The organism is Stenotrophomonas sp. INTA L402-1, assembly GCF_059295135.1.
On sequence record NZ_JCAFWP010000021.1, the window covers coordinates 1 to 25,693 of the forward strand.

The following is a 25,693-nucleotide window of genomic DNA, read 5'->3' on the forward strand; positions in this document are numbered from 1 at the left end:
ACTACATCGCCGCGCAGCTGATCGTGATGGCGGCGGCACAACCCGCTTCGGCTACCGGAAGGCGTTTATCCCAGCTGCGATCCGGCGTCGCCAGCCTCTTCCTGGAGCACCGTCCCCGGCCAACAACTCCGAGGACGGTGAAGATCTCCAAAACCCGTTATCCCGTCGATCGCAAGGCTGCACCGCTTAAGTGAACAGCATTACGCTCATGCGGGGCTTTTCTTTGTCCGCGATTCCTGCGGAGTTGTGCCCCGCAGCATTGAATTTTCGTGCACCGCGACTTGCAAACAGACAATTTCCTCCCCTATGGTGCAATCGATTGCATTGCTGTGAATCGTTGCGTTTGATACCGGTTGGGAGGCCGGCAGGTGGATGTCCATCCATTCGATCAGACCGGCCCCGGCGACGGGCCTCACGCGGCGCGATGCGTTGCGCATGGCGGTTGCTGGAGGCGTAGCTCTGGGTACTGCGGGAGCGTTGCCTGCATTCGCCGCCACCGCAGCGCTCAAGGGCAACCTGAAGCACTCCGTGGCCCGCTGGACGTTCCCGCAGCTGTCCGTCGCCCAGCTTTGCGCGACGGTGAAGGACATCGGCTTTGCCGCGATCGACCTGGTCGGCCCGGAAGACTGGTCCACGCTGAAGGCGAATGGCGTGTACAGCTCGATGTGCAACGGCGCGGAGCTGGGCCTGACCAAGGGCTTTGCCGGCCGCCAGTTCCATGACCAGCTGGTGGAGCGCTACACGCGGCACATTGATCTGGTGGCCGATGCCGGCTATCGCAACCTGATCTGCTTCTCCGGCAACCGCAACGGCATGGACCCCGCCGAAGGCATGGCCAATGCCGAGGCCGGCCTCAAGCGCATACTCGGGCACGCCGAGAAGCGCGGGGTGGTGCTGGTGATGGAGCTGCTGAATTCCAGGGTCGATCATCGCGACTACCTGTGCGACCACTCGGCATGGGGCGTGGAGCTTTGCCAGCGACTCGGCTCGGACAACTTCGGCCTGCTCTACGATATCTACCACATGCAGATCATGGAGGGCGACATCATCGCCACCATCGGCAAGCATCACGCCTGCTTCAAGCATTACCACACCGCAGGCGTGCCCGGCCGGAACGAGATCGGAGACCAGCAGGAGCTCCACTATCCGGCCATCTGCCGCGCGATCCGCGACACCGGTTTCAAGGGGTATCTGGCGCAGGAGTTCACGCCTGCAGCGCCCGATCCCGTTGGCTCATTGCGCGAGGCGATCCGCCTCTGCGACGTCTGAAACGATATCCACCCAGGTGAGAAACCCATGGCAGATAATCATTACGACGCCATTGTTGTTGGCTCGGGAATCAGTGGCGGTTGGGCGGCGAAGGAGCTGACCGAAAAGGGCCTGAAGGTCCTGATGCTGGAACGCGGACGCAACATCGAGCACGTCAAGGACTACGTCAATGCGATGAAGGAAGCGTGGGACTTCCCGCATCGCAACCGGCCAACGCAGGCGATGAAGGCCGACTTCCCGGTGCTGATGCGCGACTACGGCCTGGCTGAGAATCTGGAAGGGATGTGGGCCAACGAACAGGACTCGCCCTACATCGAGACCAAACGTTTCGACTGGTTCCGTGGCTACCACGTCGGCGGCCGCTCATTGCTATGGGGCCGGCAGAGCTATCGCTTCTCCGACCTGGATTTCGAGGCGAACCTCAAGGACGGCATCGCGGCCGATTGGCCCATCCGCTACGCCGATATCGCGCCGTGGTACGACCATGTGGAAAAGTTCGCCGGCATCGCCGGCACGCGCGAAGGACTGGACGTGTTGCCGGACGGCGAGTTCCTGCCGCCGATTCCCTTGAATATCGTCGAGAAGGATGTGGCCGCGCGTATCAAGAAGGCCTTCGGCGGAACGCGCCATATGATCCACTCGCGCACTGCCAACATCACAAAGCCCATGCCGGAACAGGGCCGCGTCAACTGCCAGTACCGCAACAAGTGCATCCTGGGTTGCCCTTTCGGCGCTTATTTTTCCACCCAGGCAGCGACACTGCCGGCGGCGATGAAGACCGGCAACCTGACCTTGCGGCCGTTCTCGATCGTCAAGGAAGTGCTCTACGACAAGGACCGCAAGCGTGCCCGCGGTGTGGAGGTCATCGATGCCGAAACCGGCCAGACCTACCAGTACACGGCCAAGGTCATCTTCCTCAACGCGTCGTCGTTCAACTCGACGTGGCTGTTGATGAACTCGGCCACTGATGTGTGGGAGGGCGGGCTGGGCTCATCGTCGGGCGAGCTCGGGCACAACGTGATGGACCATCACTTCGGTGCGGGCGCCTCCGGCCGGGTCGAGGGTTACGAAGACAAGTACTACTTCGGGCGTCGCCCCTGCGGCTTCTACATTCCGCGTTTCCGCAACGTTGCGGCCGACAAGCGCGGCTATCTGCGCGGGTTCGGCTACCAGGGCGGTGCCAGCCGCACCGGCTGGTCGCGCGAGATCGCCGAGCTGAACATCGGTGCCGATCTGAAGGAGGCGCTGACCGTGCCCGGTGACTGGCGCATCGGCATGACCGGGTTCGGTGAAATGCTGCCGCACCACGACAACACGATCCGCCTGGACCGCGACCGCAAGGACAAGTGGGGTCTGCCGGTGCTGGCGATGGACGTTGCCATGCGCGCCAACGAACTGGCGATGCGCAAGGACATGGCCGCCGATGCCGCCGAGATGCTGGAGGCGGCCGGCGTCAAGGACGTGAAGATGCACGACAACGATTACGCCCCGGGCAAGGGCATCCACGAAATGGGGACCGCGCGCATGGGACGTGATCGGAAGAGCTCGGTGCTGAACCAGCACAACCAGGTCTGGGATGCACCCAATGTCTATGTGACCGACGGGGCCTGCATGACCTCCAGCGCCTGCGTGAATCCTTCGCTGACCTACATGGCGCTGACGGCTCGGGCCGCAGATCATGCGGTGCGCGAACTGAAAGCGGGGAATCTCTGATGGATCGCCGCGAGCTGTTGAAGATGATCGTCGCCGCCACCGGTGCGGCCATGGTTGGGTTGCCTGCCCTTGTGCAGGGTCAGGCACCGGCGGGCGCCACCAAGATTCATTTCTCCGATACCGACGTCGCTACGCTGGACGAGATCGCCGAGACCATCCTGCCGCGGACCCGGACACCAGGGGCGAAGGATGCCGGCGCCGGCCTGTTCATGGCGACGTTCGTCACTGACTGCTACACCGCCCGGCAGCAGGCGGCGTTCCGCGCAGGGCTGACCGATATCGACAAACGGGCCGGTGGCCGCTTCGTGTCGCTCACGCCGCACGCCCGCTCCGAATTGCTGCGCACGCTCGATGCAGAAGCCAAGGCACGTCATGCCGATGTGACCGAAACCGGTACGCCTGAAGAAGGCGAGGCGATGCCGCACTACTTCACGATGCTCAAGCAGCTGGCCATCTTCGGCTTCTTCACCTCCAAGGTCGGTGCCACCGGGGTGCTGCAGTACGTTGCCGTGCCGGGGCGCTACGACGGCGATCTTGCTTATGTTCCCGGCACGCCCGCCTGGGGGACCAGCTGATGGAGTGCAACAGGATGATCAAGCCGCTGCTGATCGCGGCCACCGTGCTGGCCGCCGCACCCCTGTTCGCGCAGAACGGTGCCGACGCCGCGCGCGATCCGAAGAAGACCGAGGTGTGGACGCCGGTGCCTGCGACCGTTGCCACGCCGCCAGGCAAGGCACCGTCCGACGCAATCGTGCTGTTCGATGGCAAGGATGTCTCCGCGTGGGAGTCGGAGCAGGGCGGGCGCGTGCCCTGGAAGATTGCCGATGGCGCCATGACCGTCGTGCCCGGCAGCAAGGGCATTCGCACCAGGCAACGCTTCTGCGACGTCCAGCTGCATGTCGAGTGGCGTACGCCCACCGACACGAAGGGCTTCGACGGACAGAACCGCGGCAACAGCGGCATCTTCCTGCAGGAGCTGTATGAACTGCAGGTGCTCGACAGCTACAACAACCCGACCTATGCCAATGGCCAGGCGGGTTCGATCTACAAGCAGGCCATGCCGTTGGTGAACGCCTCGCGCGCACCGGGACAGTGGCAGGCCTACGACATCCTCTGGAAAGCACCGCGCTTCTCGGCGGGCGGTGGGCTTGTCTCGCCCGCGCGCATCACGGTACTGCACAACGGCGTGCTGGTGCAGGACGACACTGTGCTGGCCGGCAAGACCGAATACATCGGTGCGCCTTCCTACGCGCCGCATGGGTGTGCGCCGCTCTATCTGCAGGAACATGACTCCAGGGTCAGCTACCGCAACATCTGGGCGCGCGAGCTGTAGGGGCACGCGGCCGGCGTGGTCGCCGGCCGCTTACTTCGCCAGGTAGCTGGCGATGTCATTGATCTCCTGCTGTGACAGCTGGGAGAAGGGCGGCATCAGCCCGCCGCCCTTGCTGATCTTTTCCTTGATCTGTGCGGGTGCCATGCGCTTGCCGATATCGGTGAGCGCCGGGAACGCGCCCGGCATGCCCGCACGATCGGCGCCGTGGCAGGCCACGCAGTTCGCGGTGTAGAGCTTTGCACCCGCAGCCGGGTCGTCCTTGCACCAGGCGGTTGTCGCAACGCTCATGCCGCCCAGGGCCACCGCCATTGCCAGGATCATTTTCATGTGGGGCTCCTTGATGCGTCAGCGCCGCGCACGGGCGGGCACGCGGGTGGTCAGGTGTTCACGCAGATAGTCCGCACCGGTCTGGATGATCCTGGCCGGATCGCGTGGCTGGTCGTGCTCGATGATGTACCAATGCACGCCGGCGGCTGCCGCAGCAGGCAGGATCGCGTTCCAGTCCAGCACGCCCTGGCCCACCGCGGCGAATCCGCCTTCGTCCTGGGCCTGGCCCTTCGGTGCATTGTCCTTGGCGTGTACCGCGAACACGTGGCCGCGGAACTTTGCCAGCATCACTGCCGGGTCCAGGCCTGCACGCGCGACCCAGGCCAGGTCCAGCTCGGTCTGCAGGTCTGGACCGGCGGCGGCGAACAGCAGCTCCAGTCCGGTCCTGCCGTCGAAGTCGGCCAGTTCGAAGTCGTGGTTGTGGTAGGCCAGGCGCATGCCCTTGCCGCGCACCTGCTTTGCGATGCGGCCCAGTTCCTGGCCCAGGGCGGTCCAGCCGGCGGCATCGCCCGGGCGATCCTTCTTGTCCAGGTACGGCACCACCAGCGTCGTGTTGCCGATCGACCGGTTGAAGGTCACCACCCCATCCAGGTTGCTGCGCAGCTCGGCCAGCGGCACATGCGATGAAATTGCCTTGATCGAATACCGGTCCAGCAGCTGCTTGAGCTCGGCGGCGCTGGTGTTCTGCGTGCCGACCGTTTCCACCGCATGGACGCCAGCGTCGTGGACGATCTTCAGCTGCTGCTCGAGCGAGCCGGCATCGCGCAGGGTGTACATCTGTACCGCGATCGGCTTCTGCGTGCTGACAGCTTCGACTGCAAAAGCGGGCAGGGCAGCGAGCAGCAGAATGAGGCTTGCAGTTCCATGGACAAGGGCTTTCATCAACAGATCCTCCCGGGTTTCAACCGATGGTGGTCCAGGTACGCGACCTGGCCGATGCAATGACACGATCGACGATCTGCGCCGAGCGCAGGCCGTCCTCGAAGGTGGGCAGGCCCCGCGGCCGCTCGTCGTCGATGGCGCGATAGCTGTCGGCGACGAATGCTTCGAAGCACTGGGCGTAGCCCTGCGCGTGGCCGGCCGGCAGCACGGAAAGGCGGCGTTGATCGGCACTGCCGGCGCCTGGTCCGCGCACGAAGACCTCCTCGCGCTGGTCGGGCAGGCCGATCCACAGGCGCTCGGCGTCCTCCTGGTTGAAGGCCACACTGGCGTTGGCACCGTCGATCTCGAACCAGAGGCGGTTGTGGCGTCCGGCCGAGACCTGGCTGACCGTCAGAGATGCCAGCGTACCGGCGCCGGTCCTGAACATCGCCGCCGCTACGTCCTCGCTCGTTACCGCCTGCATTGCGCTGGCTGCGGTTGGCGTGCTGAAGCTCTGCCCGCTGACGGCGCCGCGCTCGGCGATGACCGTAGAGAACGCCGCGCTGACCTCGGCGAAGCGTTCGCCGCTGACCCATTCCACCAGGTCGCACCAGTGCGAGCCGATGTCGGCGAACACGCGCGATGCGCCACCCAACGCCGGGTCCACGCGCCAGTTGTTGCTGGCCGGGTCCAGCAGCCAGTCCTGCAGGTAGCTGCCATGGATCAGGTGCAGCGGCCCGAGATCGCCCTGGGCGATGCGTGCGCGCGCCTCGCGCACCACCGGGTGGTAGCGGTAGACGAAGGGGACCGTGGCAACCAAGCCGGTCGAGGCGGCCAACGCCGCCAGCGCCTGCGCATCGTCCAGCGTGGTCGCCAGCGGTTTCTCGCAGATCACGTGCTTGCCGGCTTCCAGCGCGGCCTGCGCCATCGCGCGGTGCAGATGGTTGGGCGTGCAGACATGCACGACCTGCACCTGCGGATCGGCAATCACCTCTTCGATATCCCGATAGGCGCGCGGGACATTCCACAGCTGCGCCATCTCACGCGCGCGCTGCGCTGACGAAGCGGCAACGCCGCGTACCTCGGCACCGGCGAGCAAGGCCGCGCGGCGGTGCACGGCGCCGATCATGCCGGCGCCGACGATGGCGATTCCAAGCTTTGGCATCGGCTGTGGTCCTCAGCGTGTGGAAGATGCGGCGGCCACGGCGGGCCGGTCGCGGAACAGCAGCAGGAAGGCGATCAGAACCACCAGCGCGACGCCAGCCGGGAACAGCCATATCTGCTGCCAGTCGGGGCCGGCCTCGGTGGTGAAGTGCTCCACCACCGCGCCGGACAGGAAGGTGCCGATCAGCATGCCCACGCCGTACGTGGCCAGGGTGATGAAGCCTTGCGCGCTGCTGCGCGCGGCGGGGCCGGCGTGGGCATCGGTGTAGATCTGGCCGGTGACGAAGAAGAAGTCGTAGCAGATGCCGTGCAGCACGATGCCGATCACCAGTAGCGGGAAGCCGCTGCCTGCATCGCCGAAGGCGAACAGGACGTAGCGCACCACCCACGCCGCCATGCCGACCGCCAGCATGGTCTTCACCCCCAGCCGCACGAACAGGAACGGCATGGCCAGCATCAGCAGTACCTCGGAAACCTGGCCCAGCGACTGCAGGCCCGCTGCGCCGCGCACGCCCAGGTCGTTGAGATACGGATTGGTGAAGTTGTAGTAGAACGACAGCGGGATGCAGATGGCGATGGAGGCCAGGAAGAACACCAGGTAGGCGCGCGACTTCAGCAGCCGCAGCGAGTCGAGACCCAGGATCTGCCCCAGCCCGGCATCGCGCTGCTGTGCCAGTGGCGGCGTGTGCGGCAGAGTGAACGCATACAGGCCCAGCACCAGCGATGCCAGCGCGGCCATGCGGAAGGTCAGTTCAAGCCGATGGGCCTGCTCCCAGCCCAGCCAGCCGATCAGCACGCCTGCCACGATCCAGCCGATGCTGCCCGCCACCCGCACCAGCGGGAACTGTTTCTCCGGTGACTGCATGTGCCGCATCGCCACGCTGTTGGCCAGTGCCAGCGTGGGCATGAACAGCAGCATGTAACCCATCACGTAGGCCGAGAACATGCTGAAGCTGGAAGCAGTGGACGCCAGCCACATCAGCACCGCGCCGGCCAGGTGCAGCACCGCTAGGATGCGCTGCGCGGCGAAGTAGCGATCGGCGATCAGGCCGACCAGGAACGGCGCCACGATCGCGCCGATCGACTGGCTGAGGAAGGCGGTGGCCACCTGGCTGGCGCTGGCCTGCAGCGGGCCCTGTGCCAGGTACGTCCCGAGGGTCACGAACCACGCTCCCCAGATGAAGAACTGCAGAAACATCATCGCGCCCAAGCGCGACATGGCGTGCGACATGGCTTGCCCTCCCGGGGCGGTAATGGCTCAGATTCCCAGCATGTGGTGCAGTGATGCGGCGTCCGTGCCACTGTCGGCAAAGTCATCGAAGGCGCGCTCGGTCACCCGGATGATGTGGTCGCGGATGAAGGCGGCACCTTCGCGTGCGCCGTCCTCCGGGTGCTTCAGGCAGCACTCCCATTCCAGTACCGCCCATCCGGGGAAGTCGTACTGGGCGAACTTGGAGAAGATCGCCTTGAAGTCGATCTGGCCATCACCGGGCGAACGGAACCGGCCCGGACGATCGATCCAGTCCTGGTAGCCGCCATACACGCCGCTGCTCGCGCTGGCGCGATACTCCGCGTCCTTGACGTGGAAGATGCCGATGCGCGCGTGGTAGCGGTCAATGAAGCCCAGGTAGTCCATCTGCTGCAGCAGCAGGTGGCTGGGGTCGTACAGGATCTTGGCGCGGGGGTGATGATCCACCACGTCGAGGAAGCGTTCGAAGGTCGCGCCATCGTGCAGGTCCTCACCTGGGTGGATCTCGAAGCAGAGATCCACGCCGCAGGCATCGAAGGCATCGAGGATCGGGCGCCAGCGGCGGCCGAGTTCGGCGAAGGCTTCTTCCACCAGTCCCGGTGGACGCTGCGGCCAGGGATAGAAATAGGGCCAGGCCAATGCGCCGGAGAACGTGGCATGCGCGGTCAGCCCCAGGCGCTGACTGGCTTTGGCGGCCAGCAGAAGCTGCTCGACTGCCCAAGCCTGGCGGGCAGCCGGATCGCCGCGCTTGTCCGCCGGCGCGAATCCGTCGAACAGGCTGTCGTAGGCCGGATGCACCGCGACCAGCTGCCCCTGCAGATGGGTGGACAGCTCGGTGATCTGCACGCCATGACCGGCCAGCATGCCGGCGACGTCGTCGCAGTACGCCTGGCTGCGCGCGGCCTCGGCCAGATCGAACAGGTGGGGCGCGCCGGTGGGGACTTGTACGCCAGAATAGCCCAGACCCGCGGCCCATCCGGCCAGCGTGTCCAGCCGATCAAAAGGAGCCGTGTCGCCGATGAACTGCGCCAGGAACAGCGCTGGACCCTTGAGCGTCTTCAACGTGATTCGCCCTCGATGCAATCGATTGCATTATCCTAGCAGGGGCTCACGCAGGACCTGTTGTGCACTGCACAGCAGACAGGAGAACTAACGCCATGGCCACCATCTACGACATCGCGAAGCACGTCGGCGTCTCCGCAGGCACGGTGTCGCGGGCGCTTTCCCGGCCGGACAAAGTGCTGCCGGCTACCCGCGCGCGCATCGAGCTGGCCGCCGCCGCACTGGGCTATGTGCCCAACACGGTGGCCCGCACGCTCAAGACCCAGCGCAGCGGCAAGATCCTGGTCACCGTCCCGGACATCGCAAATCCGTTCTTCGCGCAGATCCTGCAGGGGGCGGAGGACGCCGCACAGGCGGTCGGCTATGCGGTTCTGCTCGGCGATACCCAGCATCAACCCGACCGCGAGGAGCGCTATGCGCAGATGCTCCGGCGCAACGAGGCCGACGGCATGATCGTGCTGGGGCACCGCCTGCCGCCCACGGCGCGCGAGATCGTCCAGCAGCGCGGTGCCGCCGCGCCGGTGATCAACGGCTGCGAGTTCGACCCCGCACTGGGCATTCCCAGCGTCCATATCGATAACGCCGCGGCCGCGCGCGTGGTGATGGAACATCTGTATGGGCTGGGACACGAGCGGATCGCCGTGGTCGGCGGACCGCCGGACAATCCGCTGCACCAGCAACGGCTGGAAGGGGTGCGGGCGGCTGGCAAGGCGCGTGGACGCCTGCGCCAGCTGAACATCGTGCCGGGTGACTTTTCGGTGGAATCCGGCCATGCGGCTGCCATGGCGCTGCTGGACGGCATGTCTGCGCCAACGGCGATCTTCTGTTTCAGCGATCAGATGGCGCTGGGCACCCTGGCGGCCTGCCGCGATCTGGGCATCCGCGTGCCGGAGGACCTGTCCATCGTCGGCTTCGATGATCTGGCATCTTCCCGCTACCTCACGCCGCCGTTGACCACCATCCGGCAACCAATGCGGGAGATCGGTGAGCGCGCGGTCAACCTGCTGCTTGCCATCATCGAGCACATGGATGTGCCGCTGCAGCAGACGCTGGATTTCAGCCTGATGCTGCGGGGTTCAACGGCGCCACCCAGGCGTGGGTGAGGCAGGGTAACCGCCGTGAATCCTTGATCCCGAATTGACGCAGAGCTGTCAGACTCACCACAGGCCGCCCGGCAAGGGCGTGCGATCGCGCAAGGGGGTCGGCAATGCCGTTCTTGACGGACTCGACGGAAGTCGCGGTCGAAGGCATCGGCGCGGCACGTCGCATCGGCTGGATGCGCTTCGTGGGCAATGGGCTGGGCGCGATTCCCATCGCCTCGATCATTCTTGAACGTCAGGACGGCCCGTGGGCCTGGGTGTTGCTGCTGCTCAACGCGCTGGCCTGGCCGGCGCTCGCGCTGGTGCTGACCCAGCGCTCACGGCAGCCTGCGGTGGTCCAGTTCCGTTGCATGGTGGTTGATTCCTTCTTTGGCGGTGGCTGGATCGCCTTCATGGGGCTCAGCGTGGTACCCAGTGCGTTGTTCGCCGCGCTGCTGGTCGCCGACAAGATCGCCGCCGGTGGGGTGAAGCTGGCGGTACGGGCCACACTGGCACTGGTAGCGGGATTCGCGCTCACCTGGTGGGGGCTCGGGTTTCCTTACCAGCCGGTGTCATCGCAGCGCACGATCGTGCTCAGCGTGCCATTCCTGTTCGTCTACGGCATCGGCCTCAGCATCCTCAGCTGGCAGCTGGCGCGGCGGGTGAAATCGCAGAACCGCCAGTTGAAGCGGCTGAGCCGCATGGACCCGCTGGTGGAGCTGGCCAACCGCGGCTTCCTGATCGTCCGTGCGCAGCAGGCACTGGACAAGGCGCAGGGGCAGGGTGGTTTTGCCTGCCTGCTGATGCTTGATGTGGATGACTTCAAGCGCATCAATGACTCGCACGGTCATCGCGCCGGGGACGAAGTGCTGCGCCATATCGCCTCCACCTTGCGCGCCTTCGCCCGGCCCGGCGATACCCCTGCGCGGCTGGGAGGCGACGAGTTCGTCGTGCTGCTGCAGGACTGTGCGCCCGTCGATGCGATGCATGTGGCAGAGCGGGTTCGGCTGCAACTTCTGGAGGCAGCACGGCAGGCAACCCCGGGCATCGAGTTCAGCGTCAGCATCGGAATCGCGGCGACGCCGCGCGGTGGCAGCGTCGAGGACTGGCTGGCACTGGCCGACCGCGCGCTGTACCACGCCAAGCGCCAGGGCAAGAACAACGCCAGCTATGGCGAATGAGGTGTTGACACGTCTCTGGCGCAGGCCAGCAGCTGGGCGGCCGTTGCCGGAGGCTTGCAGCGCACCGCCAACTGCAGCGTAGTGGTCGGCATGCCCAGTTCCAGCGCAACAAAAGCCAGGCCGCTGCGGTGCATGCTCTGCATCGAGGCCGGCACGATGGCGATGCCCAGGCCGGCAGCGGCAAGGTTGATCGCCGAAGCCACCTGGGGCGCTTCCTGCTGGATGGTAGGCGCAAAGCCCTGGCTGCGGCAGGCAGCGACGACATCTGCACTCAGGCCCTGGCCCGATTTCCGCGAGAACAGGATGAAGCGCTCGTCGCGCAGCTCGATCAGCGCGATGCTCGTCCGGCACGCCAACGGGTGATCGGCCGGCAGTACTGCCACCAGTGGCTCGGCACTGAGTTGCTGTGTCATCCGTTCACCGGTATCGGAAAACGGCGGGCGCACGATCACTGCATCGAGCTCGCCATCATCGAGGCGCCGGACCAGCGATTCACTGCCATCTTCGACCAGCTGCACCTGCACCGCCGGATGTGCCCGCTGGAAGCTGCGCATCAGCGCGGTGACCGCCTCGTTGTAGGTCGCCGATTCGGTCAGCCCCAATGTCAACGTACCGACCTCGCCGCGTGCGGCGCGCAGCGCCTCCTCCTTGGCCTGGTCGACGCGCGCGAGGATGTCCTCCGCGGCTTTCCAGAATACCTGGCCAGCATCGCTGAGCACGATGCCGCGTCCCTGCCGGTGGAACAGCGGTGTGCCGATCTCTTCCTCCAGGGCGCGGATCTGCTGCCCGAGCGGCGGCTGGGCGATATGCAGGGCCTCGGCGGCCTTGGTGAAGCTCTGCAGCTGGGCAGTCATGACGAAGTAGCGCAGGTGCCGCAGTTCCATTGGAACCTCAAACGTTCTGGTGCTGTACGAACACGGTATTGGACGGTCGCCGCTGGCGGCAACATCATCGGTATCCCACGGCAGATGTCCAACGACAAGGGAGACCCCATGAAAAAGACACGTCAGTTGCGCGATCTGCTCCGCCAGGGCAGCGTGATTGCGCCAGGTGCATTCGATGGATTGTCGGCACGCCTGGTGGAGCTGGCCGGCTTCGATGCGGTCTATGCCAGCGGCGGCGCCATCGCGCGTTCGGCCGGCGTGCCGGACATCGGCCTGCTCGGCCTCAGCGAAGTGCTTGCGCAGGTTGAACGGATCGTCGATGCCTGCGATCTGTCGGTGATCGCCGACGCTGACACCGGCTTCGGCGGCACCGCGAATGTTGAACGCACGGTGCGCGCGTTCGAAAGGGCAGGGGTTGCCGCCCTGCATATCGAGGACCAGGCCTTCCCCAAGCGCTGCGGACACCTGGATGACAAGACGCTGGTCGACGCGGGCGAGATGTGCACGAAGATCCGTGTCGCCTGCCAGTCGCGGATCGACCCGGAGTTGATGATCATCGCGCGTACCGATGCCATCGCCTGCGAAGGCCTGGATGCGGCGATCGAACGGGCGCAGGCCTATGTGGACGCGGGCGCGGACATGATCTTCGTCGAGGCACCGGAAACGCTGGAGCAGATTGAGGTGATTTCGCAGCAGGTTCCCGGGCCGAAGCTGATCAACATGTTCCACAGCGGCAAGACGCCGCTGGTGCCGGTGGCGCGGCTGGCCGAACTCGATTACCGGCTGGTGATCATTCCCTCTGACCTGCAGCGCGCTGCGATCCGGGCCATGCAGCGCACCCTGCAGGAGATCGCAGCGACTGGCGACAGCGGGCGTGTTGCCGGCGAGCTGGCCAGCTTCGGCGAGCGTGAGACGATCGTGCGCACGGCGCGGTATCTGGCACTGGACCGGGTGTGATCCGGGCGTGATTGCGGACGTGCCGATGGACGGAGAAGGGGCGGCGGAATCCGCGTGTGTTGCCTGTTCATCCTGCACCCGGAATCATCGCCGCCAATCCTCTACCATGGGCCACCCTGCCCGGACGTGCCGCCCATGCAAGACGCCCTCGTTGCCCAGCCCAAGCCCCCCGTCCCGAGGATCGCGGCCTGGCTGATGATGCTGCTGGGCATGTGGCTGGCGTTGAAGCTGGGCCTGGTGGTGACCCTGCTGTCGGGCCTGCTGGTGTTCCAGCTGACCCACCTGCTGGCCTCCACCGTGGAGGGCAAGCTGCCGCCAGGCCGGGCGCGGGCGATCGCGGTGATCGTGCTGTCAGCGGTGATCATCAGCGCGCTGGTGCTGGCCGGGATCGGCGTGGCGTCATTTTTCCGCAACGAGACCGGTGGACCGGACGCATTGCTGGCGCGGTTGATGGAGATCCTCAATTCGTCGCGGCACCAGGTGCCGGCGCTGCTGCAGCCGTACATCCCCGAGGACATGCCGGCGCTGCGCACGGCACTGAACGACTGGGCCGCCGAGCATCAGCGCCAGCTGGGCGTGGCCGGTACCTCGGTGGTGCAGGTGGGCGTACGCGTACTGATCGGTATGGTGCTGGGCGCGATGATCGCGCTGTATGACGAACTGCCGCTGCCGAAGATGGGCCCGCTGGCGCAGGAGCTGATCGGCCGCACCAGCCGCCTGGCCACTGCGTTCCGCCAGGTGGTGTTCGCGCAGGTGAAGATCTCGCTGCTCAACACCGTGTTCACCGCCATCTTCCTGCTGGGCGTGCTGCCGTTGTTCGGCGTGCACCTGCCACTGTCCAAGACCCTGGTACTGATCACCTTCATCGCCGGCCTGCTGCCGGTGGTGGGCAACATCATTTCCAACACCATCATCACCATCGTCGCGCTGTCGGTCTCGTTCTACGTGGCCGTGGCAGCGCTGCTGTACCTGATCGTGATCCACAAGCTGGAGTACTTCCTCAATGCGCGCATCGTTGGCGGCGAAATCCAGGCCCGCGCCTGGGAGCTGCTGTTGGCGATGCTGGTGATGGAAGCGGCGTTCGGCCTGCCCGGCCTGGTGGCGGCGCCGGTGTTCTACGCCTACGTGAAGCGCGAACTGGTCGACCAGCGCTGGATCTAGTACGGCAGGGTGTGACGCATTCGCCTCAGCCCGGCGCGGGGTGAGACCTTGCCGGCGCGTTCGCGGTGGCTGCGGTATACCCATGGTCACGGTTCGCGCGGCACTGGCTTGGCGCTGCCGGGACCGGCGGCTACAGTGATCCGCACTTCAGGGGAAATTTGCATGGCCGGCAAGGCATCGCCCATCGGACTGCGGACCTGGGTCTGGATCCTGGCGGGGTCGTTCGTGGTCTGTACGCTGCCGTTGATGGCCATCGCGCTGGTCCAGGGCACGCTGCGCTACAGCGCTGCCGAGGACAACCTGGTCAGCCTGCGCCAGCTGCGCCAGACCTTCGACCTGGCCAACCTGGTCTCGGCCGAACGCGGCCCGGCCAACAGCCTGCTCGGTGCCGACCCGGCCGATGCCAGCGAGCATGCGCGGCTTACGCTGCAGCTGGCGGTGGTGCGCAGGCGTGTGGACACCGCGCTGCAGCAGCTGGATGCCGTGTTCACGGCTGATCCGGGCGTGGTGGATGAGCATGGGATGCTGGCAGACGCGCAACGTCGCCTGCAGTCGGCACGCGCGGGCGTGGACCGGGTGGCAGCGCAGCCGCGCGACGCACGACGCGTCGAAGACGTGGAGCGCGCGATCAGCGGCATGTTTGCCGTGGTCGACCGCCTGCATCTGCTGACCTCGGCACAGATCAACGTACTGGTCCGGGCCGACCGCGAAGCGGCGATTCCAGCCATGCAGGGGCAGGTGCTGATCGACCTGCGCGAGCACGGCGGGCGTCTGGCCTCCAACGTGATGGCGCCGGTGGCGGTACCCGGTGCCTGGCGCAACGAACAAGTGCGCGCGGCGCTGCAGACCGAGGGCCGCCTGCTGGAACTGTGGCGGCTGGCCGGCAGCCACGAATCGGTGTTCCGCAGTGATCCGACGCTGTCCTGGCATTGGGATATGGCGCGCCGGCAGTTCTTCGGCGAGTCACTGCCGATGATCGAACAGCTGATCGACGACGGACGGCGTGGCCTGCCGCCGCCGTGGACCGCTGCCGAGTTCACCACGCGCTACGTGCCGACCCTGCAGTCGCTTGAGGCGCTGCGTGACGGTTACCTGAGTGTGTCCATCGCCAGGTTCGAGCACACCCGCAACCGGGAGGCCACGCGGCTGGCGGTACTTCTGGCCACCGCGCTGGGAACCCTGGTGGTACTGGGTGTGGCGCTGCGTATCGCGCATCTGCAGATCCTGCGACCTCTGCTGCAGGCACAACGGCAGGTGATCCAGATTGCCTCCGAAGCGCCTGGGCCCGAGCAGCATGTCACCCATCCGCTGGCCGAGATGCAGCGCCTGTTCGATGCGATTGAAGTGCTGCGCGAGAAGTCGCGCGAACGCTCGGCGCTGACCAGCGAGCTGCGCCAGCTGGCCGGCACCGATGAATTGACCGGACTGCTGAACCGTCGCGCGCTGGAGGAACTGGTGCAGCAGCGCCACGACGAGGGGCGGATGAGCGCAGTGGTGATCCTGCTGGACGTTGATCGCTTCAAATCGATCAATGATGGTCATGGCCACGATGCGGGTGATGAAGTGCTGGTACAGGTGGCGCAACTGCTGCAGCGCCATCTTCGCCGCAGCGACAGCATTTCCCGCTATGGTGGCGAGGAGTTCCTGGTGCTGCTGGCCGACGGTGACCTGGCCGCTGGCCGACAGCTGGCCGAATCGCTGCGGCTTGCGCTGCAGCAGCTGGACATCGTGGTGGCCGGCGGTACCGTGCTGCGGGTGACCGCCAGCTTCGGCGTGGCCCGCGGTGCTACCGACGCCTTGGGCTGGCGGACCCTGCTGCGTGCCGCCGATGCGGCCATGTACCAGGCCAAGGCGCAGGGGCGCGACCGCGTGCGGGTCGCCGGTGGTGGGCGCATTCCACGCTGAAACATCATGTTCATCGCTGGCGCACGCATGGCTGCCTAGACTGGACCTTCGACCATTTGGCAGGAGCGCATCATGACCGTTCGCCCCGTCGTTGCTGCAGCGCTGCTGGCCGGGATGCTGGCCGGCTGTACCTCCACTTCGTCGCAGACCGCTGCGGATGCGCCGCGCCACCCCTCGGTTGCCGCCGACCTGAGCCCGGTGCCGGCTTTCACCGGCGGCGGTGCGGGTTGGAGCATTGAGATCGCCTCCACCGGCCAGGGCAACCACGATGCCAGCCTCAGCGCTGACGGCCGTACCCACAAGGGCACGCTGCGCTATCCGGGGCAGCCGGCCGATGCACCGAGCTCGCTGATCGTGCTCAACGGCGAGCTTGGCCAGCAGCCCGCCATCGTCGAGATCAAGCGTGAGTCGTGCCGCACTGCCGAAGGTGTGGACACCCTGGCCAGCGTGCAGGTGGCGATGGAAGGGCAGCCACAGCGCCGCGGTTGTGGCCACCTGGCCGTGTACTGATCCTGTGCGCCGTCGTGCTTGAGATTCCAACCCTGCACACCGTGCGCCTGCGGCTGCGTCCACAGCAGCTGGATGACTTCGGCGTCTATGCCGCGTTCCTGGCCTCGCCGCGTGCGCGGGGAATGGGCGGGCCGTTCGGTGAAGTGGCGGCGTGGGGGCAGTTCTGCCATGACCTCGCCAGCTGGCATCTGTTCGGCCATGGCGCGTTGATGATCGAGCGTGCCGATACGGGAGCCTGCATCGGCCAGGTCGGGATCAATCATGGCCTGCTGTTTCCTGAAAAGGAGCTGGGCTGGTTGCTGTACGACGGCCATGAAGGGCAGGGCTTTGCCACTGAAGCGGCCGGTGCACTACGCGATTGGGCATTCGTGGTGGTGCGGCTGCCGACGCTGGTCAGCTACATGGCGCCGGACAACCTGGCATCGCAGGCCGTCGCGCGGCGCCTGGGCGGGGTGCTGGATGCGAACGCCGTGCGCAGCGATGCGGATGATCTGGTCTACCGCTACAGCACCCGGTAGTGCCGGCCGCTGGCCGGCATCATCGGTGCACCCGGGGGCGTCATCTACGCATGTCAAGCCATGACCCATTGCGCGTGGCGCCCGGGCTTTGCCATCCTCCCTGCTGTTTTCCGTAGCGTGGAATCCCGATGCGTCCTGTGTTCTGGCTGGCTTTGGCCCTGCTGCCCACCCTGGCGGTGGCGCAACCCGCGCGTATTGCCAAGACCAAGGCTCCGGCGCAGGATCCCTTCAGCGAGCTGTTCGATACTGCCTGCATGCAGCACATCGGTGCCCCGGCACGGTTGCAGTCGCTGATGGAATCCAATGGGCTGTCGCCGTTGCAGCCCGCCGAAGCCGCGACGCTGTTGCAGGGGCAATCGGGCGTGGCCTGGATGGTGCCTCTGGCCAGTGGCCGCTATGCGGTGAGCTGGGCTGACGATGGCACGTGTACGGTCTACGCCGAAAAGGCCGACGCGGCGGTCGTGCAGAAGGGATTCGCCCGGTTGGTGCAGGCCGCACCGAAGCCGTTGCAGGTGCGGTCGCTGCCAGGGCGTGGGCCGCTGTCGGCTGATCAGGTGGCCATCCAGTACGGCTGGGCCACGCCGGGGCAGGGCAAGCTGCAGGTACGATTCCGCCTGGTCACACGGCAGGCGGCCGAAGCCGGCGTGCAGGCGATGGCCTCGGCGGCCCCGGGCGAAGCGATGCTGGTGCAGGGCGCGCCTGGGCCCTGAAGGGCCCAGGCGCGCGATTCAGCCTTTCACGCGGCAAGTGGTATATCGTTTATCGATAAATCCACCCGGGGCGGCGAGGCCACCCCAATGCCGGAGGCCGCTTGACCGCTCGTCCCGCCCGCGCCAGACCCGCGCGAGGCTTGTTCACCCTGGCCCAGGCCGCCGTACAGGCGGTGCGGGCGATGTGCTGGCTGGGCATCCTGGCCGCACTGCTGGCCGTGCCGCTGGTCGCCCACGACCGCAGCTGGTTGCTCGACAGCATCCACGACGCTGATACCGCTGCCGTGCATGGCAGCGACCTGTTCCTGCATTTCTGCCTGGGCCTGGGCGCGATTGTCGCGCTGCTGGTGCTGTGCCTGATGTTCCTGCGCCACCTGCTGCGGCTGCTGAAGTCGGCGGCGCGCGAGCGGCCGTTCACCCACGCCAATGCACAGCGCCTGCAGCGCATGGCCTGGCTGATGCTGTCGATGGAGGTGCTGTCGATCCTGATCGGCGCCTACGCCGCCTGGATGGGCCCGGACTTCACCTGGATGGAGGTGGGCGGCGGCATGTCGATCACCGGCCTGGTCGCGGTCCTGATGCTGTTCGTGCTGGCACGCGTGTTTGCCGTGGGTGCGGCGATGCGCGATGACCTCGACGGTGTCATCTGATGGCGATTGTCATCACCCTGGACCGCATGCTGCAGGAACGGGGCATGACCCTGTCCGAGCTGGCCGGGCGCATCGACATCACCCTGGCCAACCTGTCGATCCTGAAAACCGGCAAGGCGCGCGCCATCCGCTTTTCCACACTTGATGCGATCTGCCGTGAGCTGCAGTGCACGCCCGGTGACCTGCTGGGGCATGACCCGACGCAGGCGCAGGACGCTGACTGAGTGTTTCCCCTTCTCCCTTACCTACTGACGAAACGGACCTGAAATGGAATGGTTGGCTGACCCCTCGATATGGATGGGCCTTGCAACCCTGGTCGTGCTGGAGATCGTTCTCGGCATCGACAACCTGGTGTTCATCGCGATCCTGGCCGACAAACTGCCGCCGCACCAGCGTGACCGCGCGCGGGTGATCGGCCTGGCGCTGGCCCTGCTGATGCGGCTGGTGCTGCTGGCCGCGCTGGCATGGATCATGAAGTTGACCGAACCGCTGCTCACGCTGTTCGACCACAGCTTCTCCGGGCGTGACCTGATCCTGCTGGGCGGTGGTCTGTTCCTGCTGTTCAAGGGCACGATGGAATTGCACGAGCGGCTGGAGGGCCGCGAGCATCACGAGGATGGCAAGAAGGTCTACGCCAGCTTCGCGATGGTGGTGGCACAGATCGTGGTGCTCGATGCGGTGTTCTCGCTGGACTCGGTGATCACCGCAGTTGGTATGGTCGACAACCTGGGCGTGATGTATGCCGCGGTGACCATCGCGATGGTGCTGATGCTGGTGGCCAGCAAGCCGCTGACCCGCTTCGTCAACAAGCATCCCACGGTGGTGGTGCTGTGCCTGGGCTTCCTGTTGATGATCGGTTTCAGCCTGGTGGCCGAAGGCCTGGGCTACAAGATCCCGAAGGGTTATCTGTACGCGGCGATCGCCTTCTCGATCCTGGTTGAAGCCTTCAACCAGTGGGTGCGCTTCAATCGTGAGCGCAACGAGCGCCGCCAGCCGTTCCGCCAGCGTACCGCCGACGCCGTGCTGCGCATGCTGGGCGCGCGCCCGGCCAATGGCCACGACGACGAAAACGCTGACGAACACGTCGATGCGGAAGAGCGGTTGCAGCCGGCCGAGCACGAGATGATCCGCAGCGTGCTGGGCCTGGCCGATCGGCCGGTGTCGAGCGTGATGACCGTGCGTGCCGACGTGCAGTGGATCGACTTGGCACGTGGGCAGGAGGACGTGGTGGCGCGCCTGGTGGCATCGCCGCACACCCGCCTGCTGGTGGGTGATGGCGACCTGGACAGCCTGCGCGGCGTGGTGCAGAGCCGCGACCTTCTGGCCGATCTGCTGCAGGGCAAGCCACTACAGCTGGAAGGCAATCTGCGTGAGCCGCAGTACGTGCTGTCCAGTGCCAGCGCATTGCAGGCGCTGGAACTGATCCGCCAGCACCCGGTGCCGCTGGCGGTGGCAGTGGACGAGTACGGCAGTGTGGAAGGCCTGGTGACCGCCAACGACCTGCTGGCGGCCATTGCCGGTGACCTGGTCGACACCCAGGACGAACGCTATGGCGTGGTCGCGCAGGGCGAAGATTGCTGGGAGGCCGATGGCGCGCTCACTCTGGACGACCTGCAGCGCCTGGCCGGCGTCTCGCTGCCACGCAGTGCCGACTACATGACCATCTCCGGGCTGGTGCTGGAGCGTCTGGGTCGCCTGCCGGACATCGGTGACACGGTGGAGATTGCGGATGTACGCATCACCGTACTGGCAATGGAGAAGCGTCGCATCGCGCGCCTGCGGGTTGAACGCATCGGGCTTTCGTAGAGTCGAGCCATGCTCGACTGGCCCTCTGTAGAGTCGAGCCATGCTCGACTGCTTCCTGAGCAGCCGGGTATGGGCTCGGCTCTACACAACACTGCCGGCAACCGTCACCATGGCGGGCCCGCTTTCTTTCCAGGATGGTTGCAGTGCTGAGTACGATCGGTTTGTTGATGGGCCTGTATGTGGCCTGGCGCCTGTTCTGGCCACTGCGCATGCCCATCTGGATGAAGGTCGTGCTGTCGCTGCTGCTGGTGGGCGTTGCCGTGCAGCTGCGCATCGTAGCCACCTTCTGGGGCACGATGGCCTCGCCGGAGATACCGAAGCTGGCCATCGCCACGCTGGCCACCGGCTCCACCGCCGTGTTGCTGCTGGCGCTGGTGATGCTGGTGCTGGACGCCGGCCTGCTGCTGTCGCACCTGCTGCGCTGGCCGCGTACTGTATCGGTCCTGCGCGCGCCGAAGCTGCGGCCGACGGCAGGTCTGCTGGCCCTGCTCGTGAGCGGTTATGGCGTCAGCCAGGGCATGGCGGTACCCAAGCCCCGGCAGATCGAGGTGAGCATTGCCGGCTTGCCTGCCGCGTTCGATGGCTATCGCGTGCTGCAGCTGACCGACATCCATGCCAGCCGCCTGCTGACTGGCGACTGGGTGCGCAAGGTGGTGGACGAGAGCAACGCACTGACGCCGGACCTGATCGTGATCACCGGCGATCTGATCGACGGCAGCGTCGAGGCGCGTCGCGAGGACGCCCGCCCGTTGGCTGATCTGCATGCACCGGACGGCGTCATCGCCATCACCGGCAACCACGAGTACTACGCGCAGTACCAGGCGTGGATGCAGGCGTTCCGCGCGCTGCACATGCAGGTGCTGGAGAACAGCCACCTGCAGGTACGACGGGGCGATGCGGCGCTGACCATTGCCGGCGTCACCGACCCCGTGGCCGCACGCTACGGTCTGCCGCTGCCGGACCTGGAGGCCGCGCTGGCTGGCGCCGATCCGGGCGCGCCGGTGATCCTGCTCGACCATCGCCCGCGCAACGCACGCGAGGCGGCCGCGCGTGGGGTGAAGCTGCAGCTGTCCGGGCATACACATGGCGGCCAGATCATCGGCATGGACCAGCTGGTGAAGCGCGCCAATGGCGATTATGTGTCCGGTCGCTACGAGGTGGATGGCATGACACTGTACGTGAGCAATGGTGCTGGCCTGTGGGCCGGTTTCCCGGCACGCATCGGCGTTCCTTCGGAGATCACCCTGATCACCCTGCGCCGCGCCCCGTGACCTGAAGTGGGGTCAGAGCCCTTTGCCTGCGGGAAATGGATCTGACCCCTGACAAACCAAATGGAAGGAACCATGTCCCATCCCCGCGCACCCATGGAACGTCTTATCCGCGCCAATGCGGACGAGATCAATCGGCTGCGCCAAGCCATCCGCGAAGCCGCTGGCGCGCGCTGGCGTGGCCCGGAAGAAATGCAGCGGCACGTGGCAGCCTGCGCGGAATACAACCAGCGCTATGAACAGCTTGCTTTCCCGGGGGGCTACGCCAACGCGCTGAAGCAACTTGCCGAACGCGATCCAGATACGGTGGATGTCGTGCTGACCTTCCTTGAGGTGCGCCCGTACTTCTTCCGTTCCGGATATATGTGGAAGACGCTGCTGAAGCGCGTGCAGCGGGTAGCCATGGGGACGAAGCAACACGCGCGGCTGCAGAAGATCCTCAATGCCTACGCTGCCTACCGCCCCACACGTGACGGCTGATGGGGTCAGATCCCTTCGCGTTTGGCAAAGGGATCTGACCCCGGCCCGTCAGGCCGCCCGCAGCGGCGGCCGCGCATGCGCACTTCGACGCAGCGCTTGCGCCCGCTTGGCGATCCAGCGCACCACGAAGGCGGTGAATAGCAGCGCCGATGGCACCGCATACCAGAAGTTACCCGGCACGCGCTTGAAGTACGAGTAGGTGAACACCGCCGCGATGATCCACATGCCGGTCACGTGCAGGCGACGCCAGGCCGTGGATCCCATGCGCCGGGCGAGCCCCCGGTGCGAGGTGATGGCCAGCGCCAGGATGGCGAGGTAGCCCACCGTGCCCGGGAGGTTGGCCATCGCTGAGCGTGCTGGCCAGAACGCCGGGTTGAGGATGCCGAAACTGGTGATGGCGATTGCATGCAGCAAGTGCGAGAACGCGAAGGATAGGCCTATGATGCGCCGTTCGCGCAGCAGGAACCGGGTGAACGGGCCGGGCAGCAGGGTGGCGAAGGAGGATGCCGTGAATGCCGCCAGGAACAGCAGGAACGATGTGCGCGCAGTGACCCGGATCGCCGCGCGGCTGCCTTCGGCTGCATCGGGATACAGAGTGAAGACGGTCAGTGCGAACGCGATCAGGACCACGCTGATGGCTACGAACAGGCGCCAGCCGTGCAGGAAGGACGTGTTGGAAACAGTCATGATCAGGCCTCGAAGAAAGGAGAGGGGGTAGTGCCGGCCGCCGGCCGGCACTCCCGGGGATCGGTCGACGCAACCAGAACGCCTGCTTTGCAGAGGTCGCGCAGCACTGGAATGCAGGCCGCACGCAGTTCATCCGGCGCGGCACCATGTGCTTCAGCCACGGTCTGCAATACGTCATCCACACGTGTGCCGTCATCGCCGAAGGCCAACAGCACTGCATAGGCCAGCGGGGCCAGTTCCTCGACACGCAGACTGAATTCAGGCGTGCGGCGCATCAGCAGCAGCGTGGGAGCTGCATCCAGCATCGGTTCCAACATCTCGTCCACATGTACCGGCCACCGGTAGCCAAGCACCCGCACCAGCGGCGAAACCGCCAGCACATCACTGTCCACCGGAACGCGGTGCAGCGAACGCCCGGCGGCGCGCGCTTCAATGTGCAGCGACTGCTGCGTGCTCTCGTAGTGCGCCAGTTCCGCTGCCCAGGCCGGCAGTGCCACCGCGTCCTGCATCGCCAGCCAGGCCGCGAATTCGCCGGCGATCTGTGGGAACAACGGGGTGCCGCAGGTGTGGCTGGCGTAGTAGTGCTCCACGGTGTCGCGCCAGCGCGGCATGCCCAACTGGTGTTGCAGGCGTGGCAGGGTGCCAGCCAGCAGGGTGTCCAGGCTGTCGATGCACATGCGACGGTACACCGCCAGCCGGCGCGCCTCGATGCCATCGGGTGCGGCCATTGATGGGTCGCGCACATGGTCGGCCCAACGCCGTTGCAGGGTGGCCAGCGACTCAGCCATGGGCCACCTCGGGCCAATGTGCCTCGGCCTGTGCCTGGCGGATCTGCGCGACCTCGGCCAGCAACTCGGCCAGTGGCGGGAAGTTGAAGTCGCGTTCGAGCAGCGTGGGACGCACGCCAACCCGCGCATAGGCCTCGCGCAACAGCGCCCAGACCACGCCTTTCACCGGCGCACCGTGGGTATCGATCTTGAAGCCATCGTCTTCATCGAAGTGACCCGCTACGTGCAGCGAGGCGACACGGTGGGACGGCACGCGGGCCAGGAATTCGAAGGCGTCGTAACCGTTGTTGCAGGCGTTTACGAAGACGTTGTTGACGTCCAGCAGCAGGTCGCAGTCCGCCTCGGCGAGCACGGCATTGATGAAGTCGATCTCGCTCATCTCCGCACCGGCAACGGCGTAGTAGGAAATGTTCTCCACGGCGATGCGTCGGCCCAGCATCTCCTGCACCTGGGCGATGCGGCCGGCGACGTGATGCACGGCCTCGGCGGTGAACGGCAGCGGCAGCAGGTCGTAGACGTGGCCACCGGCAGCGCAGTAGCTCAGGTGTTCGCTGTACAGCTGCACCTGGTGCAGGTCGAGGAAGGCACGCGTCTGGGCCAGCAGGGTGCGGTCCAGCGGATCAGGACCGCCCAGCGACAGCGACAGGCCATGACAGGTCAGGGGGTGGCGTTCGCTCAACCTGCGCAGCGCTGCACCGTGTGCACCGCCGACGCCGATCCAGTTGTCGGGCGAAACTTCGAGGAAGTCGATGGCACCGGCCGGCATGGCCAGCAGTTCGGCGATCAGGCCACGGCGCAGGCCAAGACCGGCGGCATCGGAAGGCAGGGGCAGGCTCATGACGGATGCTCCAGGGAGAGGGCGCCGCCTCGGAGGCGGCGCGGGTTGAACGTCGATCAATCGGCTACGCGGGAGAAGAGGCCCTTCGGCATCGGCTTGCCGTTGGCGGTGTAGACGCTGCGCAGGTAGTCGTGCGCTTCCTGCTCGCTGATGTAGCCGTCGTGGTCGGTGTCGATGCGGTCGAACTCGGCGGCACGCTTGGCGGCCACAGCGTTGAACTCGGCACGCGAGACCCGGCCATCGTGGTCGCGGTCGGTGCGGGCAAACGAGGCGTCGCCGCACTTGCCTTCGCCACACTGGCCCTCGGCCACCTTGGCCTTGCCGGCGGGCTTGCCGGTGGCGGTCTTGTTGGCCCCGCACTTGCCTTCACCGCACTTGCCTTCGGCGGCAGCGCTCATGGCCACGGCACTGATCGCCAGTGGCTGGATCGCCGCAGCCTGGCCGGCCAGCAGCAGGCCACCGGCCAGGGCGATGCCGACGGCACCGATGCGCGGCAGGCGGGAGGAGAGGGTGTTCTTGGTCGAGACGGACATGGTGGTGACTCCTTGGGAATGCACGCGGGGCGTGCGGGATGGACGCCGCTTGAAGGCGACGGAAACGAAGGGAAGAAGCGCGGTGAAGGGGCGAAGCGGATCAGGCGTTGCGGCGACGGCGCAGTACGTAACCCACCAGCAGCACACCACCGAGCAGGGCGCCGCCGAAGCCGATGCCGGGCAGCAGCGCGGCAACCGGCAGCAGCAGGGCGATCAGGCTGACGCCCCAACCCAGGCCGTCATTGCCAACGGGAGCGTGCTGTGAGCCGGCCAGCAGTCGGTCCACGCTGAGTGCGCCACCGCCGTTGAGGATCAGTGGCAGCAGCATGGCCAGGAACAGCAGCGGCAGCTTGAAGTTGCCGTAGCCTTGGTCGGTGATTGCATAGCCCTGCCAGAGTTCGCCCAGGCCGTTCCATTGGTCGGGCCAGTGCACGGCGGCGATGGCGACCACGGTCAGCACCCAGAACACATAAGCCACCGAGCGCGTGGCCAGGCCGAGCAGCAGCATCACTGCACCCACCAGTTCCAGCCAGGTGGCCAGCTGCCAGTTCAGTGATGCGGGCAGGGCGGAGAACGGGAACGGGAAGCGACCTTCCAGGTCGGCGAACCAGTTCTGGCCGCCCAGTTTTTCGCGGCCGGATTCAAAGAACTCCCAGGCCAGCAGGGTGCGCAGCGCCAATGGCGAGAGCCAGCGGCCGACGGCGTCCAGGCGGGGGGTATACACGGAAGAGGCGGTGCTGATCATGGTGGTGTCCTGCGG

At 66.2% G+C, this 25,693-nt stretch carries 28 protein-coding genes and 1 pseudogene; 18 read left to right on the forward strand and 11 right to left on the reverse strand.

Translation table 11 applies throughout. The features are described 5' to 3' along the window. From AC5O77_RS13035 to AC5O77_RS13055, 5 genes and pseudogenes are all read left to right on the forward strand, one after another. Nucleotides 1–194: pseudogene (locus AC5O77_RS13035) on the forward strand (IS4 family transposase); the annotation flags it as partial. Nucleotides 195–372: 178 nt separating this feature from the next. Further along, nucleotides 373–1,269, forward strand: a complete 897-nt coding sequence (locus AC5O77_RS13040; protein ID WP_293794744.1) for a hydroxypyruvate isomerase family protein — start codon at nucleotides 373–375, stop codon at nucleotides 1,267–1,269. 27 nt (nucleotides 1,270–1,296) lie between these two features. Further along, complete coding sequence (locus AC5O77_RS13045) at nucleotides 1,297–2,982, forward strand: GMC oxidoreductase (RefSeq protein WP_125893709.1); 1,686 nt, start codon at nucleotides 1,297–1,299, stop codon at nucleotides 2,980–2,982. Next, on the forward strand, nucleotides 2,982–3,557 hold the full coding sequence (locus tag AC5O77_RS13050; protein WP_125893711.1) for a gluconate 2-dehydrogenase subunit 3 family protein: 576 nt from the start codon (nucleotides 2,982–2,984) through the stop codon (nucleotides 3,555–3,557). Before AC5O77_RS13045 ends, AC5O77_RS13050 begins: the two co-directional genes overlap by 1 nt. Nucleotides 3,558–3,571: 14 nt before the next feature. Next, a complete protein-coding gene (locus AC5O77_RS13055) occupies nucleotides 3,572–4,315 on the forward strand; it encodes a 3-keto-disaccharide hydrolase (RefSeq protein ID WP_253145364.1) in 744 nt (247 codons plus the stop codon). Between the two features lie 30 nt (nucleotides 4,316–4,345). Here the strand turns inward: AC5O77_RS13055 and AC5O77_RS13060 are convergent, their stop codons facing one another. The 5 genes from AC5O77_RS13060 to AC5O77_RS13080 are packed head-to-tail and all read right to left on the reverse strand — an operon-like array spanning nucleotide 4,346 to nucleotide 8,978. Next, nucleotides 4,346–4,642, reverse strand: a complete 297-nt coding sequence (locus AC5O77_RS13060; RefSeq protein ID WP_125893715.1) for a c-type cytochrome — start codon at nucleotides 4,640–4,642, stop codon at nucleotides 4,346–4,348. A gap of 18 nt (nucleotides 4,643–4,660) precedes the next feature. After that, entirely contained in the window at nucleotides 4,661–5,524 is an 864-nt protein-coding gene (locus tag AC5O77_RS13065; RefSeq protein ID WP_125893717.1) for a sugar phosphate isomerase/epimerase family protein, read from the reverse strand. 19 nt (nucleotides 5,525–5,543) lie between these two features. Further along, nucleotides 5,544–6,668, reverse strand: coding sequence for a Gfo/Idh/MocA family protein (locus AC5O77_RS13070; RefSeq protein ID WP_125893719.1), 1,125 nt, complete (start codon nucleotides 6,666–6,668; stop codon nucleotides 5,544–5,546). 12 nt (nucleotides 6,669–6,680) lie between these two features. After that, complete coding sequence (locus AC5O77_RS13075; RefSeq protein ID WP_293794393.1) at nucleotides 6,681–7,898, reverse strand: nucleoside permease; 1,218 nt, start codon at nucleotides 7,896–7,898, stop codon at nucleotides 6,681–6,683. Between the two features lie 27 nt (nucleotides 7,899–7,925). Beyond that, nucleotides 7,926–8,978 (reverse strand): sugar phosphate isomerase/epimerase family protein, encoded by a 1,053-nt coding sequence (locus AC5O77_RS13080; protein WP_049422750.1) that lies wholly within the window; start codon nucleotides 8,976–8,978, stop codon nucleotides 7,926–7,928. Nucleotides 8,979–9,073: 95 nt separating this feature from the next. Here AC5O77_RS13080 and AC5O77_RS13085 point away from each other — a divergent pair, with 95 nt between their 5' ends. Continuing rightward, the gene (locus AC5O77_RS13085) at nucleotides 9,074–10,081 is read left to right on the forward strand and encodes a LacI family DNA-binding transcriptional regulator (RefSeq protein ID WP_125893725.1); all 1,008 of its coding nucleotides are present in this window, start codon (nucleotides 9,074–9,076) and stop codon (nucleotides 10,079–10,081) included. Nucleotides 10,082–10,185: 104 nt separating this feature from the next. Further along, nucleotides 10,186–11,238, forward strand: a complete 1,053-nt coding sequence (locus AC5O77_RS13090; protein WP_032127639.1) for a sensor domain-containing diguanylate cyclase — start codon at nucleotides 10,186–10,188, stop codon at nucleotides 11,236–11,238. Here the strand turns inward: AC5O77_RS13090 and AC5O77_RS13095 are convergent. After that, nucleotides 11,226–12,122 (reverse strand): LysR family transcriptional regulator, encoded by an 897-nt coding sequence (locus AC5O77_RS13095; RefSeq protein WP_253145387.1) that lies wholly within the window; start codon nucleotides 12,120–12,122, stop codon nucleotides 11,226–11,228. The two genes, AC5O77_RS13090 and AC5O77_RS13095, sit on opposite strands and share 13 nt — an antisense overlap. Nucleotides 12,123–12,230: 108 nt before the next feature. Here AC5O77_RS13095 and AC5O77_RS13100 point away from each other — a divergent pair, with 108 nt between their 5' ends. The 11 genes from AC5O77_RS13100 (at nucleotide 12,231) to AC5O77_RS13150 (ending at nucleotide 22,087) form a co-directional block, all read left to right on the forward strand. Beyond that, nucleotides 12,231–13,079, forward strand: a complete 849-nt coding sequence (locus AC5O77_RS13100; protein WP_494506886.1) for an isocitrate lyase/PEP mutase family protein — start codon at nucleotides 12,231–12,233, stop codon at nucleotides 13,077–13,079. 135 nt (nucleotides 13,080–13,214) lie between these two features. Then, nucleotides 13,215–14,240 (forward strand): AI-2E family transporter, encoded by a 1,026-nt coding sequence (locus AC5O77_RS13105; RefSeq protein ID WP_012510371.1) that lies wholly within the window; start codon nucleotides 13,215–13,217, stop codon nucleotides 14,238–14,240. Nucleotides 14,241–14,402: 162 nt separating this feature from the next. Further along, nucleotides 14,403–16,145: a GGDEF domain-containing protein gene (locus AC5O77_RS13110; protein ID WP_032127635.1), complete on the forward strand. Its 1,743-nt coding sequence runs from the start codon at nucleotides 14,403–14,405 to the stop codon at nucleotides 16,143–16,145. 72 nt (nucleotides 16,146–16,217) lie between these two features. Continuing rightward, on the forward strand, nucleotides 16,218–16,655 hold the full coding sequence (locus tag AC5O77_RS13115; protein ID WP_494506887.1) for a hypothetical protein: 438 nt from the start codon (nucleotides 16,218–16,220) through the stop codon (nucleotides 16,653–16,655). A gap of 14 nt (nucleotides 16,656–16,669) precedes the next feature. After that, complete coding sequence (locus AC5O77_RS13120) at nucleotides 16,670–17,173, forward strand: GNAT family N-acetyltransferase (protein ID WP_478057982.1); 504 nt, start codon at nucleotides 16,670–16,672, stop codon at nucleotides 17,171–17,173. Nucleotides 17,174–17,301: 128 nt separating this feature from the next. Further along, nucleotides 17,302–17,883 carry an NMCC_0638 family (lipo)protein gene (locus AC5O77_RS13125; protein ID WP_494506888.1) on the forward strand — a complete coding sequence of 194 codons (582 nt, stop codon included), beginning with the start codon at nucleotides 17,302–17,304 and terminating at the stop codon, nucleotides 17,881–17,883. Between the two features lie 182 nt (nucleotides 17,884–18,065). Continuing rightward, on the forward strand, nucleotides 18,066–18,533 hold the full coding sequence (locus AC5O77_RS13130; RefSeq protein ID WP_494506896.1) for a DUF2975 domain-containing protein: 468 nt from the start codon (nucleotides 18,066–18,068) through the stop codon (nucleotides 18,531–18,533). Further along, nucleotides 18,533–18,757 carry a helix-turn-helix domain-containing protein gene (locus AC5O77_RS13135; protein ID WP_010483459.1) on the forward strand — a complete coding sequence of 75 codons (225 nt, stop codon included), beginning with the start codon at nucleotides 18,533–18,535 and terminating at the stop codon, nucleotides 18,755–18,757. The genes AC5O77_RS13130 and AC5O77_RS13135 overlap by 1 nt, the downstream gene beginning before the upstream one ends. A gap of 43 nt (nucleotides 18,758–18,800) precedes the next feature. Further along, a complete protein-coding gene (locus AC5O77_RS13140) occupies nucleotides 18,801–20,339 on the forward strand; it encodes a TerC family protein (protein ID WP_494506889.1) in 1,539 nt (512 codons plus the stop codon). A gap of 134 nt (nucleotides 20,340–20,473) precedes the next feature. Continuing rightward, nucleotides 20,474–21,610 (forward strand): metallophosphoesterase, encoded by a 1,137-nt coding sequence (locus AC5O77_RS13145; RefSeq protein ID WP_253145477.1) that lies wholly within the window; start codon nucleotides 20,474–20,476, stop codon nucleotides 21,608–21,610. 72 nt (nucleotides 21,611–21,682) lie between these two features. Then, nucleotides 21,683–22,087, forward strand: coding sequence for a hypothetical protein (locus AC5O77_RS13150; RefSeq protein ID WP_346485563.1), 405 nt, complete (start codon nucleotides 21,683–21,685; stop codon nucleotides 22,085–22,087). A gap of 48 nt (nucleotides 22,088–22,135) precedes the next feature. Here AC5O77_RS13150 and AC5O77_RS13155 read toward each other — a convergent pair whose 3' ends face one another. The 5 genes from AC5O77_RS13155 to AC5O77_RS13175 form a co-directional block, all read right to left on the reverse strand. Beyond that, entirely contained in the window at nucleotides 22,136–22,774 is a 639-nt protein-coding gene (locus tag AC5O77_RS13155) for a hypothetical protein (RefSeq protein ID WP_494506890.1), read from the reverse strand. Between the two features lie 2 nt (nucleotides 22,775–22,776). Beyond that, nucleotides 22,777–23,562 carry an HvfC family RiPP maturation protein gene (locus AC5O77_RS13160; protein WP_494506891.1) on the reverse strand — a complete coding sequence of 262 codons (786 nt, stop codon included), beginning with the start codon at nucleotides 23,560–23,562 and terminating at the stop codon, nucleotides 22,777–22,779. Beyond that, a complete protein-coding gene (locus AC5O77_RS13165; RefSeq protein ID WP_478057979.1) occupies nucleotides 23,555–24,400 on the reverse strand; it encodes an HvfB family MNIO-type RiPP peptide maturase in 846 nt (281 codons plus the stop codon). Before AC5O77_RS13165 ends, AC5O77_RS13160 begins: the two co-directional genes overlap by 8 nt. A gap of 56 nt (nucleotides 24,401–24,456) precedes the next feature. Next, nucleotides 24,457–24,933, reverse strand: a complete 477-nt coding sequence (locus AC5O77_RS13170) for an HvfA family oxazolone/thioamide-modified RiPP metallophore (protein WP_049422760.1) — start codon at nucleotides 24,931–24,933, stop codon at nucleotides 24,457–24,459. A gap of 100 nt (nucleotides 24,934–25,033) precedes the next feature. Further along, nucleotides 25,034–25,678 carry an HvfX family Cu-binding RiPP maturation protein gene (locus AC5O77_RS13175; protein ID WP_088025044.1) on the reverse strand — a complete coding sequence of 215 codons (645 nt, stop codon included), beginning with the start codon at nucleotides 25,676–25,678 and terminating at the stop codon, nucleotides 25,034–25,036. Between the last annotated feature and the right edge of the window lie 15 nt (nucleotides 25,679–25,693).

Coding starts and splice junctions, on each gene's coding strand:
- AC5O77_RS13040 (WP_293794744.1), top strand. CDS start 373: ATGTCCATCCATTCGATCAGACCGGCCCCGGCGACGGGCCTCACGCGG.
- AC5O77_RS13045 (WP_125893709.1), top strand. CDS start 1,297: ATGGCAGATAATCATTACGACGCCATTGTTGTTGGCTCGGGAATCAGT.
- AC5O77_RS13050 (WP_125893711.1), top strand. CDS start 2,982: ATGGATCGCCGCGAGCTGTTGAAGATGATCGTCGCCGCCACCGGTGCG.
- AC5O77_RS13055 (WP_253145364.1), top strand. CDS start 3,572: ATGATCAAGCCGCTGCTGATCGCGGCCACCGTGCTGGCCGCCGCACCC.
- AC5O77_RS13060 (WP_125893715.1), bottom strand. CDS start 4,642: ATGAAAATGATCCTGGCAATGGCGGTGGCCCTGGGCGGCATGAGCGTT.
- AC5O77_RS13065 (WP_125893717.1), bottom strand. CDS start 5,524: ATGAAAGCCCTTGTCCATGGAACTGCAAGCCTCATTCTGCTGCTCGCT.
- AC5O77_RS13070 (WP_125893719.1), bottom strand. CDS start 6,668: ATGCCAAAGCTTGGAATCGCCATCGTCGGCGCCGGCATGATCGGCGCC.
- AC5O77_RS13075 (WP_293794393.1), bottom strand. CDS start 7,898: ATGTCGCACGCCATGTCGCGCTTGGGCGCGATGATGTTTCTGCAGTTC.
- AC5O77_RS13085 (WP_125893725.1), top strand. CDS start 9,074: ATGGCCACCATCTACGACATCGCGAAGCACGTCGGCGTCTCCGCAGGC.
- AC5O77_RS13090 (WP_032127639.1), top strand. CDS start 10,186: ATGCCGTTCTTGACGGACTCGACGGAAGTCGCGGTCGAAGGCATCGGC.
- AC5O77_RS13095 (WP_253145387.1), bottom strand. CDS start 12,122: ATGGAACTGCGGCACCTGCGCTACTTCGTCATGACTGCCCAGCTGCAG.
- AC5O77_RS13100 (WP_494506886.1), top strand. CDS start 12,231: ATGAAAAAGACACGTCAGTTGCGCGATCTGCTCCGCCAGGGCAGCGTG.
- AC5O77_RS13105 (WP_012510371.1), top strand. CDS start 13,215: ATGCAAGACGCCCTCGTTGCCCAGCCCAAGCCCCCCGTCCCGAGGATC.
- AC5O77_RS13110 (WP_032127635.1), top strand. CDS start 14,403: ATGGCCGGCAAGGCATCGCCCATCGGACTGCGGACCTGGGTCTGGATC.
- AC5O77_RS13115 (WP_494506887.1), top strand. CDS start 16,218: ATGACCGTTCGCCCCGTCGTTGCTGCAGCGCTGCTGGCCGGGATGCTG.
- AC5O77_RS13125 (WP_494506888.1), top strand. CDS start 17,302: ATGCGTCCTGTGTTCTGGCTGGCTTTGGCCCTGCTGCCCACCCTGGCG.
- AC5O77_RS13130 (WP_494506896.1), top strand. CDS start 18,066: ATGTGCTGGCTGGGCATCCTGGCCGCACTGCTGGCCGTGCCGCTGGTC.
- AC5O77_RS13135 (WP_010483459.1), top strand. CDS start 18,533: ATGGCGATTGTCATCACCCTGGACCGCATGCTGCAGGAACGGGGCATG.
- AC5O77_RS13140 (WP_494506889.1), top strand. CDS start 18,801: ATGGAATGGTTGGCTGACCCCTCGATATGGATGGGCCTTGCAACCCTG.
- AC5O77_RS13145 (WP_253145477.1), top strand. CDS start 20,474: ATGGTTGCAGTGCTGAGTACGATCGGTTTGTTGATGGGCCTGTATGTG.
- AC5O77_RS13150 (WP_346485563.1), top strand. CDS start 21,683: ATGTCCCATCCCCGCGCACCCATGGAACGTCTTATCCGCGCCAATGCG.
- AC5O77_RS13155 (WP_494506890.1), bottom strand. CDS start 22,774: ATGACTGTTTCCAACACGTCCTTCCTGCACGGCTGGCGCCTGTTCGTA.
- AC5O77_RS13160 (WP_494506891.1), bottom strand. CDS start 23,562: ATGGCTGAGTCGCTGGCCACCCTGCAACGGCGTTGGGCCGACCATGTG.
- AC5O77_RS13165 (WP_478057979.1), bottom strand. CDS start 24,400: ATGAGCCTGCCCCTGCCTTCCGATGCCGCCGGTCTTGGCCTGCGCCGT.
- AC5O77_RS13170 (WP_049422760.1), bottom strand. CDS start 24,933: ATGTCCGTCTCGACCAAGAACACCCTCTCCTCCCGCCTGCCGCGCATC.
- AC5O77_RS13175 (WP_088025044.1), bottom strand. CDS start 25,678: ATGATCAGCACCGCCTCTTCCGTGTATACCCCCCGCCTGGACGCCGTC.